The sequence below is a fragment of the Deltaproteobacteria bacterium genome, assembly GCA_011375175.1.
Lineage (GTDB): Bacteria > Desulfobacterota > GWC2-55-46 > GWC2-55-46 > DRME01 > DRME01.
The window spans coordinates 1-13116 of record DRME01000015.1; the positions used below are offsets into that span (position 1 = coordinate 1).

A 13116-nucleotide genomic window follows, 5' to 3' on the forward strand; every position below is an offset into this window, starting at 1 on the left:
CCCCCCGGTACAGCCTCCCCGGGGCAACCGCCACGGGCATATGATGCCCCTTCAAAGACTTTTAATTCCCTGCGGATCATCCCGATTTTGCAAGCAGAATCGGGATGATCCGCAGGGCGTCAAAAGTCTTTGGAGGGAGTCTGGGGGAAATTTTTCTACAGGAGGGGTCCCCAAGGATCACTCCTTTGCAGTGAACATGTATTTTACGAGGGCGCCGAGGCCCTTTGCGAAGTGGATGATGTGTCCCGGTCCCTTTATGCGTCTTAAGTAGTTTAGCATGGTTCTCGGTCTCAGGTAGAAGCTGCGGTAGCAGCGCTTGGAATGGTCTATGAGGTCCCGCTCGGTGAGGCCCTTGGGGATGAAGACGGGTTTATAGTAGGTCATGGTCTTGAAGTCTTTCTTGAAGAGTCCGTAGCGCTCCACCGAGTTGTAGGCCGGGCTGCCGGGAAAGGGCGTGTAGTAGTGGAGGCTTATGTCGTCGAAGGGCGCGCGCTTTATGAACTCGTAGGTCTCGTCGAGGCTCTCCCTGTCCTCGCCGAGAAAGCCCGTTATGAAGAAGCCCTTGCACATGATGCCCGCCTTGTGGGCAAGGTCGATGGCCCGCAGTATCTTTTCGCGGGAGATCTCTTTTTTCATCATCTTCAGTATGCGCTCGCTGCCGCTCTCAACGCCGTAGAGTATCATCCAGCAGCCGGCCTCCTTCATCTTCTTCAGTGTTTCGAGCCTCACCATGTCCACCCTCGCCTGGCACGACCAGGTGAGGTCGAGCCGTTCGGCGCGGATCATGTCGCAGACCTCGAAGAGCCTTTTTTTGAAGAGCATGAAGTTGTCGTCCTCGAACTGGATGTCGCGCACTCCGTGGTTGTGGTACAGGTCCTTGATGAGGGCCATCACGTAAGGGGCGCTGTGGGCGCGCAGGTTGCTGCCGAATATGCGGCGGTCGCAGAAGGTGCACTTGCCGGTGCAGCCCCTGGAGGTGCACACGGAGGTGGAGGGGAAGTTGGCCACACTCTGGGTCTGGATGCAGTAGGCCCGGGGAAAGCGCGGCAGCATCTCCCAGGCCGGAAGAGGGAGCGAGTCGAGGTCCTGTATGAGGGGGCGCGGCCCGGTGAATACGACCTTTTCACCCTTTCTCAGGGCGAGTCCCCGGACCTCTTCGAGCGGCGAGCCCTCCTTGAGGGCCGCGACGAGTTCGGCCACGGTCTCTTCCCCCTCGCCGAGGACGACCGCGTCTATGGCCCTGTGTTCGAGGAGCGAGCGTTCGGGCAGGGCCGAGACGTGGACGCCTCCGGCTATGACCGTGATGCGCCGGTCGAGCTCTTTTACCAGCTCCGCAAGCTCGGCGCCGCTGGGAAAGGTGGAGGTGGTGGAGGTGATGCCCACGATGTCGGGCCTGAAGGCGTCGATGCGGGAGATCGTCTCGTCGTGGCCGAGCTCCTCGACCTGGGCGTCGATTATGGCCGTCTCCCAGCCGCGCTCTCTGGTGACGGCCGCCAGGTTGGTGAGGGCCAGCGGCGGCGAGTAGGAGCCGGCGGCGGCGAGCGCGCCGTAGCGGTCCTTCTTCGAGACCGGCGGATTTACGAAGAGTATCCTCACCGGCCGCGCTCCCCGGACCTCCCGGAGCGCAGAAGCCCCGGCAGGTAGCGCCTGAAGACGAGCTCGCGCAGCAGGGCCGGCCTCGTCACGTTGTTGAGCATGATGTTGCGCTCCATGTAGCAGACGAGCGAGCAGCCCGGACACTGCTGGCCCGCGGCGCGCGCCAGTATCTCCCTCGTCTGGTCGGAGGCCAGGCGTTCGCGCCAGTCGTTGCGCGTGAGATCGCCCATCGGCTCGAGCATGATCGAGCAGGGGTGGATGACGCCCCGGGGGTCTACGTAGACGAAGGCCCGTCCGCCGTAGCACTCTATGGAGCGGACCTTGTCGTAGTCCGTGTAGTAGTCGGGCAGCAGCTCGCTGTAGGCCCCGAGGTTGGAGCCGGGCAGGGCGGCGAGCGTGCGGGCCGCCTTCTCGAGCACCTCCCTGTCGGCGGGACCGAAACCGACCTCGGAGCGGAACTCGTCGGCCACCTCGCCGAGCCATACGGGCTGGAAGTTGTTGCGGTCCACGCCCAGCGTGACGCGCAGGCGCGCTATCTCCTCCACTTCATGGACGTTGCCCCTGTGTATGACCGTGCCGGTGCTTATCCTTGTGCCGTAGCCCTTTTCGTCTCTCAGGGCGACGACCTTCCTGATCGTGTCCACCACCCTGTGGAAGGGACAGTTCTTCCTGAACATCTCGTGGGTGGCCGCGCTCGCCCCGTCGATGGAGAAGCAGATGGTGTCGATGCCGGCGGCCATGAGGGCGTCGTAGACGTCGAGCCGCCCTACGGTGCCGTTGGTGTTCATGCCCACGAAAAGGCCCAGGGCCTTGGCGTGGGCCGTGAGCTCGACGACGTCCTTCCTCAGAAGGGGCTCTCCGCCGCTCAGGCCCAGGTAGACGACACCGAGCTCGCCGAGCCTGTCGATGACGAGCTTCATGGCGTCGGCGGGCAGGTCCTCGTGGTCGTCGCGCCAGTAGTTGCAGTAGCTGCACCGGCAGTTGCAGTTCCACGTGAGATCGAGGGTCGCCCATATGGGCGCCACCTTGAAGCGCTTTATCCTGAGGTATTGAAGGGGCAGTCCTGTCAGTCTTCCGAGCATCTTTTCCCCCTGCGGTTCTTCTCCGCTCCGGGTGCAGGCATCGGGAAGAAGCGCAGACGCTGAAGGCCCTTGATGGGGCGTCATTGCAGAAGCGCCTTCCCGGCGGCCTCCCGGAGGTCGGGGCGCAAAGGCGTAAAACCCCGCCTGGCGCGCCCCGACCTCCGGGAGGCCGCCCCGCACGAAGGCAGGCTGACATGGAGACGCGGCCGGGGCTCCTTCAGCCCTCCGCGGAGAGCGTTCCCCGAAGCATCTTCCTGTAGAGTCTCTCCGTCTCCGCCACCATCCGTTCCACGCCGAAGCGGCGGCGGACGTAGCTACGGCCGGCCTCGCCCATCTCGCCGAGCCGTTCCCTGTGGGAGAGGAGCCGCTCTACGGCCTCGGCGAGTTCTACGGAGTCGCCGGGTTCGACGAGCAGCCCCGTAACGCCTTCCTCCATGGTCTCCGGTATGCCGTCGACCCGCGAGCCCACCACAGGGGTGGCGCATGCCTGGGCCTCGATGCTCACTATGCCGAAGGGCTCGCGAAGCGACGGCAGCACGAAGAGGTCGAGGGCCCGCATGATGCGCGGTATGTCGGGACGGCTGCCGGTGAGTATGACCCGCTCCGTCAGGCCGAGTCTCTCTATCATGGCCCTGAGCTCGTCGCGGTAGCGCAGGTGCCCGTCGAAGGCCGCGTCGCCGACGATGAGGAACCGGGCCTGCGGAAAGGTCCCGACGACCCGGGCGGCGGCCTCGATGAAGTGGCGGTGTCCCTTCCAGGGGTGCATGCGTCCCACGGTCCCCACGAGGGGGGCGTCCGATGGAACGCCGAGCTCGGCCCGCACCTCGCCGCCGTCGTCGCCGCGGTCGAAGCGCGAGAGGTCGATGCCGTAGGGGATGTAGTGGATCCGCTCTCGCGGAACACCCCGTTCCATCAGGTCGCGCTCCATGTCCCTGGAGGCGCAGATGACCTCGTCGGCCCTGCCGACGAAGAAGGACTCGACGGCGGCATAGAGCCTCTCCTTGGAGAAGGGCGAGTCCCAGTTGAGCCAGCCGTGGGCGAAGGCCACGACCGGCACCCCCAGCGAGCGGGCCGCGAGAGAGCCGACGGCGTCGCTCCGCGCGTCGTGCGTATGGACCAACTCGATATTATACCGCCTCACAAGCTCCCTTACGAGGGAAAAATCCTTGAGATCGAGGGGCGACGATATCTCGACGGGCTCGACCCGTATGCCCCGCCTTCGGGCCTCTTCGAGGAAGAGCGGGCTGCTTTTTGCGGGATCGACGACACAGGCCAGGCGGGCGTCGACCCGCTCCCCGTCGAAGCCGGCGAGGAGGTCGAGCAGGTACGTCTCCGGCCCGGTTAGGGTCGTTATGCCCCGGCAGTTTCGCACATGGAGAACCTTGATCAAGGCGATCCCCTCCTTTTCAGGACCACGATGCGCGGGTGGGTATAGAGCCAGTCGTGGGGCGGAAAGGAGCCGTCCGCCGCAAGGCCCATCACTCTCGGCACGTTGTCGAACCAGACGGGCTCGTAGCGGTCGCCGCCGAGCACAAGCCTCCCGCTCACGGCCCGCGCAAAGAACTCCCCCTCCACGGGATAGCGGGACTTCAGCCTTATGTACTGGCGGTACTCGAACTCGCTCAGCACGATGAGCTCCGGCCTTGAGCGTTCGAGCGCCGCCCTGTCGAGCCCCCGGTCAAGGGGAGAGACGGCCTCGATGCGGAACCTCTTCCTGTCCAGCGGCGGGGTGTAGAAGTCGGGCTCCCAGGCCACGGCCACGGTCAGGGGACGGTCCCCGGCATGATCGGCTATCCACCGCGCGGCGGCGTCCCTGTTGTCCTCGCCGGCCATGACGGCCACGTTGGCCGTCGAGGCCGCGCCGGACCAGAACACGGCCGCCGCGCCGAGTGCGGTGAGGCCGTATCTCCAGGGAGCGGAGCGGCGGAGCTCGAGGAGCCTGTGGAAGAGGCGGGCCGAGAAGATCGCCAGCACGGGCAGAAGCGGCACGGTGTAGCGCACGTGGCGCGCGCTTGCAAGACCCATTATGACGATGTAGGGGACGGCCCAGCCAAGGAGCGCCTTGTCGGCCCCCGTCCTTCTGTAGAGGGCGTAACCGAGCCCTGCGAGCGCCGCCGCGAGAAGCCCCGCCCCCATGCCCACGGGCAGCGCCGAGCCGAGGTAGTCGAGGTAGGCGTTGCCGTTGTCCATTGCGAAGAGCCTTGTCTCGCCGGTCACGGCGTTGCCGAGGAATATGGCGTCGACCCAGATCATGACCCCCTCGCGCAGGAACTCGCCGAAGGAGAGGAACACGTAGGGAGAGGTGAGGGCGAAGGCGCAGAAGGCGGCAAGACAGCACAGGAGAAGCCGCCTGTCGCACAGCGCCTCCCGCAGCCCCTTGCGCCGGCCGCCCCCGCCCGCCCCGTGGGCCGTGAAGAGCGATGCGACGGCCAGCACGGCGTAGTACTTGGTGCTCGCCGCGAGCCCGGCGCCCGCCCCGCCGAGGAGATACCACCTCGTCTCCGGCGAGCCGTACAGGCGCAGCGCGGCGTAGAGGGTGACCGTGACCCAGAACGTGGCCGGCACGTCGACGCTCATGTAGTGGGAGTTGACGACGAAGCCCGGCATGACGGCGAGAAAGAGCGCCGCCGTCACACCCACCCGCTCGGAGAAGGCCCGCGCCCCCGCCAGATAGGTCATGAAGACGCAGCCGACGGCGAAGGCCGCCGTCAGAAGCCTGCCGGCGAGATAGATGCGGCCCATCATGTCGGGCTCGGCGAAGTAGTACGCCTTCTCTCCCACGAGCTCCACGACTCCCGCGAGCGAGGCCGCCTTTAGCACGGCCGCCGTCAGGTATATCTGAAGCGTGGGGTAGATGAAGAAGCGGGGGTTGAAGTCCAGCTCGCCGGGCTCCATGTTGGCTATGGCCATGAGGAACTTGTGTTCGTCGGGGTGGTAGGAGCGCAGCGCCGGGGAGCCGGGATTCCCGGCGGCCTCCGAGGCCGGGTCCGTATAGTAGAGCGCCGACCTCTGGGCCGAGGGCAGCCCCCAGTCGATGCCCGTCAGGGTGAGGGCGGCCGAGAAGGCGAGTATGAACGAGAGCGGAAGCGCCTTCATGACGGTCTTCTTTCCCCGACGGTCCTTGCCAGCGCCTCGTCGAGCGGCGTGGGCCTGTAGCCGAGGTCGCGGCGGGCCGCCTCGATGTCGAAGGTATTGTCCCTTACGGCCCGTTCGATCTTTTCGGCCGTGACCGGCGCGCCGGCGAAGACCTTTTCGAGCAGGAGCGCCGGGGCCTTGACGAGCCACAGCGGTACGTGCACCCGCCGCCGCCGAAGCCCCATGGCGCGGGCCGCCCTGTCCACGAGGTCGTTGAAGCTCACCGCCTCGGGTCCTGCTATGAAGTAGCTGCGTCCCACGGCCCGCTCGCTTCGGGCCGCAAGCAGCAGCGCCTCGACGACGTCGCCCGCGTAGACGGGCTGGAGCCGGTAGCGGCCGTCGCCGAGCACCAGCACCACCGGCAGGCGGCGGATAAGGGCGAGCAGGCGGTTTATGTTCTTGTCGTAGCCCTCGCCGAAGACCTGCGAGGGGATGATCACCGTATAGTCGAGCTTCGACGAGGTGAGTATCCCGGCCTCGCGGCGCTTGCTCTCGCCGTAGCGGCTCCTCCCGGCCGAGAGGGCGACGGAGCTTCCCGTGTAGACGATGCGCCTCGGTCCCCGCTCCTCGAGGACGGAGACGACGGTCTCCATGCCCTTGACGTTGGTGGCGTCGAAGTGGGGGTCGCTGCGGGGATCGGCCGTGGCCAGGTGGAAGACCGTCTCCATGCCGTCAGCGGCCCGCTCGACGGCCGCCCTGTCGGTCATATCCCCTTCGACGAGCTCGACGCCGCCTGCGGGCAGGACCGCCCGGGCCCGCTCGCGTGAGCGAACCAGAGCCCGCACCGCCGCGCCCCGTTCCAGGAGAAGGGCCGTGAGCCTGCGGCCCATGAAACCCGTTGCCCCCGTCACGAGGCACCTCTTTCCGGTTACGGCGCCCATGGCTGCCTCAGCCCTTCTCGACGAGGGGGTCGTCGAGAAGCGAACATGCCGGGCTGAAGGGGAACTCGTCGAGCAGCCTCCTGAACTTGGCCTCCAGCGCGGCGAGGTTGAAGTAGTGGGTGAGGGCCTCGCGCACCGTCACCCGCGGTCTCGGCTGGTCGGGGTCGAAGTCCCAGGGGTGGACGTATACGACGGCCGGGCTCCCCTCGGCGTTTATGCGCCTTACGGCCCAGCGCGTGAAGCCGTAGGGCGCGGCCCTGAGGTAGAAGCCGCCGCAGACCGGGATGTTGCGTCCCAGGATCCTCACCGTCGAGCCCGGCACCTCGACGAACCCTTCCACCCCCTTCACCTTGTGCGGGAAGCGGTGGGCGCCGGGGATGCCGTAGAGGGGGTTTCGCGTGGGGAATACGCTGGCGTCGTAGCGGAAGCCCTTCTCCTTGAGTATGGTGAATATCCACGGCGTGTTGAGGGTCACGGAGAAGGCCGGCGCCCTGTAGCCGAGGATGGGCTTGCCCGTTATGGAGCCTATGACGTCGACGGAGCGCTGTACGTCGTCGGCGAAGCGCTCGGGGCTCATCTCCGAGATGAGCCTGTGCGAGTAGCCGTGCGTGCCTATCTCGTGGCCCCTGGAGGCCACCAGGCGCACGAGGTCCGGGTTTCGCTCGGCCACCACGGCGAGCACGAAGAAGGTCGCCTTCACACCCTTTTCGTCCAGTATGTCGAGCACCCTGGTCGTGCTCTGCGCGACCCGTTCCTCGAGCCCGTCCCACCGGTAGTTGAGGCTGAAGATGCCGTGGTACCAGTCCTCGAGGTCTATGGAGAGTATGTTGCTGATGGTCGCCGTTTCCTTCATCCCTCTTTCCATGGCGCGGTCCCTCAGAACCAGTTTCGCACGAGCTTGCCGAAGAGCTTCACCCTCTCGACGAGGCCCCGGAGATCGCGCACCTTCCTGAGCTCGCGCCATATGAACCGGGGACGCAGGTAGAAGGCGCGGTACCCCATGCTCACGTAGCGCGAGATCTCCTCGTGCGAGAGGTCGGGGTAGTCGACCATGTTGGTCTTGCCCTCGTACATGAGTTTCTTGCCCGTAACGAAGTCGTCCCAGTTCATCCAGCCCTCACGGACGGCAAGGTCGAAGAACTCCGAGCCCGGCAGCGGCGTTCCCTCGTAGAACTTCACATAGGTGGGGTCGAGCCGCACGGCGAACTCTATGGTCCTGCGCGCCGACTCGTGGGTCTCGCCGGGCAGGCCGATGATGAAGTAGCAGTGCTGGCCGATGCCCACCTTCTTGGCAAGGGCCACGGCGCGCTCGGCGTCCTCCACGGTGGTGCCCTTCTTCATCTTCTCGAGCATGCCGGGGTCGCCCGACTCTATGCCGAAGCTCATGAGCCAGCACCCCGAGCGCTTCATCATGGCGAGCATCTCCTCGTCCACCGTGTCGACGCGACTGTTGCAGGTCCACCTGATGTCGAGGCCGCCGTCGATTATCATGCGGCACAGCTCCATGACCCGCTTTTTGTTGCAGGTGAAGAGGTCGCTCATGAGGTTGAAGTTCCTTATGCCGTAACGGTCGTGACAGAGTTTTATCTCCCTGAAGACGCTCTCTGCGCTGCGCGAGCGCCACCGCTTGCCGTAGTAGGAGCCGGAGGTGCAGAATATGCACCTGAAGGGGCAGCCGCGGCTCGTCTGGATGACCATGAATGACTCGTCCGAGGCCGGCATGGTGTAGCGTGAAGGGTCCATGAGGTCGAGGTCCGGCGGAGGGAGGATGTCGAGGTCCTCTATGAGGGGCCGGTCCGGGTTGTGCCGCACGCCGCCGTCGCCGTCCGCGTAGGAGACGCCCTTTACGGAGGCCAGGGTTTCGGCGTCGAGCCTCCCCTTCTCCATGAAGACCCTGCACAGCTCCTCCACGGTGAGCTCCGGCTCGCCGCGCACGATGACGTCTATCTCGTCGCGGCCGGCCTCCTCGGGGAAGACCGTGGCGTGTATGCCGTAGAAGACCGTCACCAGGCCCGGCACGGCCCGCTTCATCATGCCGGCGAGCCTTATGTCGTCGTAGAAGAGGGGGGTTATGCTCAGCACGACGACCATCTGCGGCGACAGGCGCTCGATCTCCTCGACCACGCGGTCGTGGACCCAGCCGAGCACGTTGGCGTCGACGAGCTCCACCTCGACGCCGGCCCTCTTCAGGATGGCGCCCATGACCATAAGCTCCGTCACCGGCCAGATGCTCGTTATGGACTCCTTGGTCTGCGAGCGGCCGCCGGCGTCCTTTATCATCCGTTCCCCGGCGGCGCTGGCCGGCGAGAGGAGCACGACGCGCAGGGCCGGGGCCCCGGCCGCAGCGCCGTCTCCGGCGGCGGTCCTTTCCGTACCTTCTTCCACGGTCACGTCCTCCACCACGTGGTCACTATGGCCTTGAGAAAGCCCCATCCGTAGCGCAGCGACGGTGGTTTCTTCGTAACGCCGCCCTGGCGCCTGAGCACGGTGACGGGCACCTCCTTGAAGCGTATGCCCTTGCTCACGGCGTCGATGATGAGCTCGGTCGTATGGAACTGGTCCTGGCGCAGGTCGAGCTTTGCGCACTCCGAGACCCGCAGGGCCCTGAAGGCGTTGGAGCAGTCGGTTATGCGCCGCCAGAGAAGAAGGCTTATGAGCCTGTTGAAGAGCACGATGCCGAGCTGTCGCACGGGGCTCTCCTTTTCCTGGCTGCCCAGAACGCGCGAGCCGCTGGTGAAGTCGGCCTCGCCGGCGATTATGGGCTCCACGAGCCGCTCTATCTCCTCGGGACGGTGCTGGCCGTCGGCGTCCATGGTGACCACTATCTCGGCGTTCTTTGCCAGGGCCAGCTTGTAGCCCGCGCGCAGCGCGGCCCCTCCGCCGCGGTTTATCCTGTTGACCACCGTGTAGACCCCGGCCCGGCGCGCCACCTCCTCGGTGTCGTCGGTGGCGCCGTCGACGACGACCACCGTCTCCACGTCGTAGCCCGATATCTTGCCTGGAATCCTGGGCAGGAGCCTGCCCAGGTTCTCGGCCTCGTTGTAGGCCGGTATGACGACGAGTATCTTCTTCTCGAAGCCCCTGTCGCCGAACTCCTGCTGGAAGCTCGACAGGGCCATCGCTCCGACGAGCTCGCTTATGGAGCGCTCGATGGCGTTGCTGCGCAGCATGAGCCAGAAGATGAGAAGCACCGTGAATATGTTGGAGACGATGAGTATGGAGACGATGCGGTTGGTCGACCTGTAGCGGCCCGTAAGCACGTCGGCCACCACGTTCGCCGCATCGGGTTTGAGCGAGACGAGAAGGAGGGCGAAGGATACGACAAGGCCGATAAAGAGGTCCGAATGCTTGAAGCGCCCCTGCCGGTACTTGACGGCGGCGAAGGCGGCGACGAGCAGGCTCAACAGCAGCCCCGTTATGCGTAAGGCGCTCAACTGGAAACCGGGCCTCCCTGGACAGAACTGCGGGGCCGGCGGTGCGGGCCGCCGGACGTCCCCGAATCTATCATTATAAGCTCATGCCGTGATTCTTGCAACACCTTTGGGTGGAAGGCGGCTCGGTGGTCTCTATGCCGGATTACCGGCCGTCGAGGTCCTTCTTCTCGATGATGCGGTTTCCGAGGACGAGCATGTCCATGCCGCTTGCGCTGAAGGTGTTGAAGGCGTTGCGCGGGGTGGTGACGATGGGTTCGCCCTTGAGGTTGAACGACGTGTTGAGGACCACGGGCGTGCCCGTGGCCTCGCCGAAGCGCTCGATGAGGCGGTGGTAGCGGGGGTTGCGCTCGCGCACCACCGTCTGGAGCCTGCCGGTGCCGTCCACGTGGGTGACGGCTGGGATGGCGCCTTGCATCTCCCGCTTCACCGGAGCGACCATGAGCATGTAGCGCGGCGGGTAGTGGCTCTCTATGTCGCCGGGGAACTCGAAGTACTCGCCGGCCCTGCCGCTCACCACCGACGGGGCGAAGGGGCGGAAGGGCTCGCGGAACTTTATCTTTATGTTGACCACGTCCTTCATCTCCTCGCGGCAGGGGTTGGCCAGTATGGAGCGGTTGCCCAGGGCCCTCGGTCCCCACTCGAAGCGGCCCTGGTACCAGCCCACCACGCCGCCGCCCGCAAGGGCGTCGACGACCCTGTCGACGAGCCTCTCTTCGTCCTCGATCACATGGTGGCGTATGCCCTCTTCCCTGAGGAAGGCGTCCACCGCCTCGTCGCCGTACTCCTCGCCCAGGTAGGCGTCCTCCATCACGTAGCTGCGGCGCCTGCCGAGCAGCACGTGATGGACGTAGAGGGCCGCGCCCGCGGCGCCGCCGGCGTCTCCGGCCGCCGGCTGTATGAATATGCGCTCGAAGGGCGTCTCCGCCAGTATGCGGTAGTTGGCCACGCTGTTGAGGGCCACGCCCCCGGCAAGACACAGGTCCTTGAGCCCCGTCGCGTCGTGGAGCGAGCGGGCCATCCTGAGCAGCATCTCCTCGGTCACGAACTGGATGCTGGCCGCCACGTCGGCGTAGTACTGGTTGCGCTCCATCTCGGCCTTCGTCGGCTCGAGCGGGTCGTCGTAGAGGCTCGTGCGCTCCGTTACGAACCGGGCCTTCGGGTCGCGGGGCTCGCCGAAGAGGCGCTCGAACTTCTCGGTGAAGGTGCGTTCCCTGTGGTAAGGATAGGAGAAGTAGGACATGTCGAGACGGAAGGAGCCGTCTTCGGCCGCGTCGAGCAGCTTCCAGACCTTGTCGACATGGCGGGGCTCGCCGTAGGGGGCCATGCCCATGACCTTGTACTCGCCCTCGTTGACCTCGAAACCGAGGAAGGCGGTGAAGGCCGAGTAGAGCAGCCCCAGCGAGTGCGGGAAGCGTATCTCCCTTGTGAGCTCCACGCTGTTGCGGCCGCCGCCGTCCCAGTCGGCGCTCGCCGTGCCCATGGCCGTCGTCGCCCACTCGCCCACGCCGTCGACGGTTAGGACGGCCGCCTTCTCGAAGGGAGAGCAGAAAAAGCTGCTCGAAGCGTGCGAGAGGTGGTGCTCGACAAAGAGTATCTTCTCCTCGGGCACGCCGAGCTTCTCCTTAATGATGCTCTTTACCCAGAGCTTTTCGCCGAACCAGTTGAGAAGCGACTCCCGGAAGACCCGGCATCCCTTCGGGTAGGTGCCGAGGTAGGTCATGAGAAGGCGCTCGAACTTGAGCAGGGGCTTTTCGTAGAAGACCACGTAGTCGAGGTCCGCCGCCTTTACGCCGGCCCTGGCCAGACAGAAGGCCACGGCCTTCTCGGGAAAGCCGGAGTCGTGCTTCCTGCGCGAAAAACGTTCCTCCTCCGAGGCGGCGACTATGCGGCCGTCCCGCAGAAGGGCCGCGGCCGAGTCGTGGTAGAAGCAGCTTATGCCTAAGATGAGCAACTGTCGATCCCTTGAGAATCCGGTTTCGGGCGGGCGGAGTACGCGCGCCGGACGCGGCGCTCAGAACTGCCTTTTAGCGTCCTGGAGCGTGGGGGCCGCCGCCTCGCGGTCGACCCAGTAGGAGGCGTTCCTCTTTCTCTTCATGGAGAGGGGATCGGAGAAGAGCCTTGCGCCGACCCCGAAGGGGAGCATGATAACGAAGTAGAATACGGTGAGTATGACCCTCGAGTTGAACTCGCCGATCTTTACGGCCAGGACCTTCCACTTCTCCCAGAGTCTTTTCATGTCATCGATCCGCCGGTCTCCGCGCGGCCCCGCCTCTGTTGTTCGGTTCTTCGGCTGTACCGGGGGTCGGCCCGCGCCAGGCGGAATCTTTACGCCTTTGCGGCCCGAACCCCCGGCACAGCCCCCCCGATGCAGCCGGCGCGGGCAGTCCTGGGGGAAACGTGGGGCTGTGACCCTTTTACAAAAAGGTTCCCTCAGTGCAATAAATCAGAGCTTCCCTAAAAGAGCGTGTATATGAAGGGCGCCACGGCCGAGCCCTGGGTGAAGACTATGAGCAGCCCGAAGAAGAGCAGCATCGCCACCATCGGTATGAGCCACCACAGCTTCCTCGCCCAGAGAAAGGCGATGACCTCGCCGGCGATGCCTAACTTCGTGCGCGCGCGCTCCACTATGCCCATGGGAACCCCCCTGAGACCCACCCCGGTCGTTTCGTCTTCCGCCGACGGAGTAGCGAAAGGACCTCCGCGGCGACAGTCCTGTTATAGTATCAATACAATGGCGCGGCGGTCAATGAAAAGTTGGCGCGGAGAGCGCCTTCGGATCGCAACGGCGTAATCAATGGAAGCTTCCGGGGAAGGGGACGGCGTCTTTGGAAGAGACTACTCCGGCCTGTCACGTGCCGTCATCGCTCGACCGGCAACATGCAAGAGGCATCTCCCCCGTCCACTCACCCCGTGGCGGTCGGCCTGGAGACTCCGCCCGCGCCAGGCGGGGTTTCTTTACGCCTTTGCGGGCAGAATCTCCAGGCCGAC

At 65.4% G+C, this 13116-nt stretch carries 11 protein-coding genes; all 11 read right to left on the reverse strand.

Annotated features, from left to right (window positions below):
- Positions 1–177: 177 nt before the first annotated feature.
- A complete protein-coding gene (locus ENJ37_01125) occupies positions 178–2079 on the reverse strand; it encodes a radical SAM protein (GenBank protein ID HHL39085.1) in 1902 nt (633 codons plus the stop codon).
- Entirely contained in the window at positions 1593–2762 is a 1170-nt protein-coding gene (locus tag ENJ37_01130; protein ID HHL39086.1) for a radical SAM protein, read from the reverse strand. Before ENJ37_01130 ends, ENJ37_01125 begins: the two co-directional genes overlap by 487 nt.
- A 133-nt stretch (positions 2763–2895) precedes the next feature.
- On the reverse strand, positions 2896–4068 hold the full coding sequence (locus tag ENJ37_01135; GenBank protein HHL39087.1) for a glycosyltransferase family 1 protein: 1173 nt from the start codon (positions 4066–4068) through the stop codon (positions 2896–2898).
- Positions 4065–5774, reverse strand: a complete 1710-nt coding sequence (locus ENJ37_01140; protein ID HHL39088.1) for a phospholipid carrier-dependent glycosyltransferase — start codon at positions 5772–5774, stop codon at positions 4065–4067. Before ENJ37_01140 ends, ENJ37_01135 begins: the two co-directional genes overlap by 4 nt.
- Positions 5771–6694 (reverse strand): NAD-dependent epimerase/dehydratase family protein, encoded by a 924-nt coding sequence (locus ENJ37_01145; GenBank protein ID HHL39089.1) that lies wholly within the window; start codon positions 6692–6694, stop codon positions 5771–5773. The genes ENJ37_01140 and ENJ37_01145 overlap by 4 nt, the downstream gene beginning before the upstream one ends.
- A 7-nt stretch (positions 6695–6701) precedes the next feature.
- Positions 6702–7658: a DUF3473 domain-containing protein gene (locus ENJ37_01150; protein ID HHL39090.1), complete on the reverse strand. Its 957-nt coding sequence runs from the start codon at positions 7656–7658 to the stop codon at positions 6702–6704.
- Complete coding sequence (locus ENJ37_01155; GenBank protein ID HHL39091.1) at positions 7571–9127, reverse strand: radical SAM protein; 1557 nt, start codon at positions 9125–9127, stop codon at positions 7571–7573. The genes ENJ37_01150 and ENJ37_01155 overlap by 88 nt, the downstream gene beginning before the upstream one ends.
- Positions 9082–10128, reverse strand: a complete 1047-nt coding sequence (locus ENJ37_01160) for a DUF2304 family protein (protein ID HHL39092.1) — start codon at positions 10126–10128, stop codon at positions 9082–9084. The genes ENJ37_01155 and ENJ37_01160 overlap by 46 nt, the downstream gene beginning before the upstream one ends.
- A 142-nt stretch (positions 10129–10270) precedes the next feature.
- Complete coding sequence (locus ENJ37_01165) at positions 10271–12079, reverse strand: hypothetical protein (GenBank protein HHL39093.1); 1809 nt, start codon at positions 12077–12079, stop codon at positions 10271–10273.
- A gap of 60 nt (positions 12080–12139) precedes the next feature.
- On the reverse strand, positions 12140–12364 hold the full coding sequence (locus tag ENJ37_01170) for a hypothetical protein (protein HHL39094.1): 225 nt from the start codon (positions 12362–12364) through the stop codon (positions 12140–12142).
- A 218-nt stretch (positions 12365–12582) separates the two neighbouring features.
- On the reverse strand, positions 12583–12762 hold the full coding sequence (locus ENJ37_01175) for a hypothetical protein (GenBank protein HHL39095.1): 180 nt from the start codon (positions 12760–12762) through the stop codon (positions 12583–12585).
- Between the last annotated feature and the right edge of the window lie 354 nt (positions 12763–13116).

What these genes read in the sequence shown, in the direction of transcription:
- ENJ37_01125 (HHL39085.1), bottom strand. Translation starts at nt 2,079, where the DNA reads ATGGCTCGGCGAGGTGGCCGACGAGTTCCGCTCCGAGGTCGGTTTCGG.
- ENJ37_01130 (HHL39086.1), bottom strand. Translation starts at nt 2,762, where the DNA reads ATGACGCCCCATCAAGGGCCTTCAGCGTCTGCGCTTCTTCCCGATGCC.
- ENJ37_01140 (HHL39088.1), bottom strand. Translation starts at nt 5,774, where the DNA reads ATGAAGGCGCTTCCGCTCTCGTTCATACTCGCCTTCTCGGCCGCCCTC.
- ENJ37_01145 (HHL39089.1), bottom strand. Translation starts at nt 6,694, where the DNA reads ATGGGCGCCGTAACCGGAAAGAGGTGCCTCGTGACGGGGGCAACGGGT.
- ENJ37_01150 (HHL39090.1), bottom strand. Translation starts at nt 7,658, where the DNA reads ATGGCGCGAGCTCAGGAAGGTGCGCGATCTCCGGGGCCTCGTCGAGAG.
- ENJ37_01155 (HHL39091.1), bottom strand. Translation starts at nt 9,127, where the DNA reads ATGGGGCTTTCTCAAGGCCATAGTGACCACGTGGTGGAGGACGTGACC.
- ENJ37_01170 (HHL39094.1), bottom strand. Translation starts at nt 12,364, where the DNA reads ATGAAAAGACTCTGGGAGAAGTGGAAGGTCCTGGCCGTAAAGATCGGC.
- ENJ37_01175 (HHL39095.1), bottom strand. Translation starts at nt 12,762, where the DNA reads ATGGGCATAGTGGAGCGCGCGCGCACGAAGTTAGGCATCGCCGGCGAG.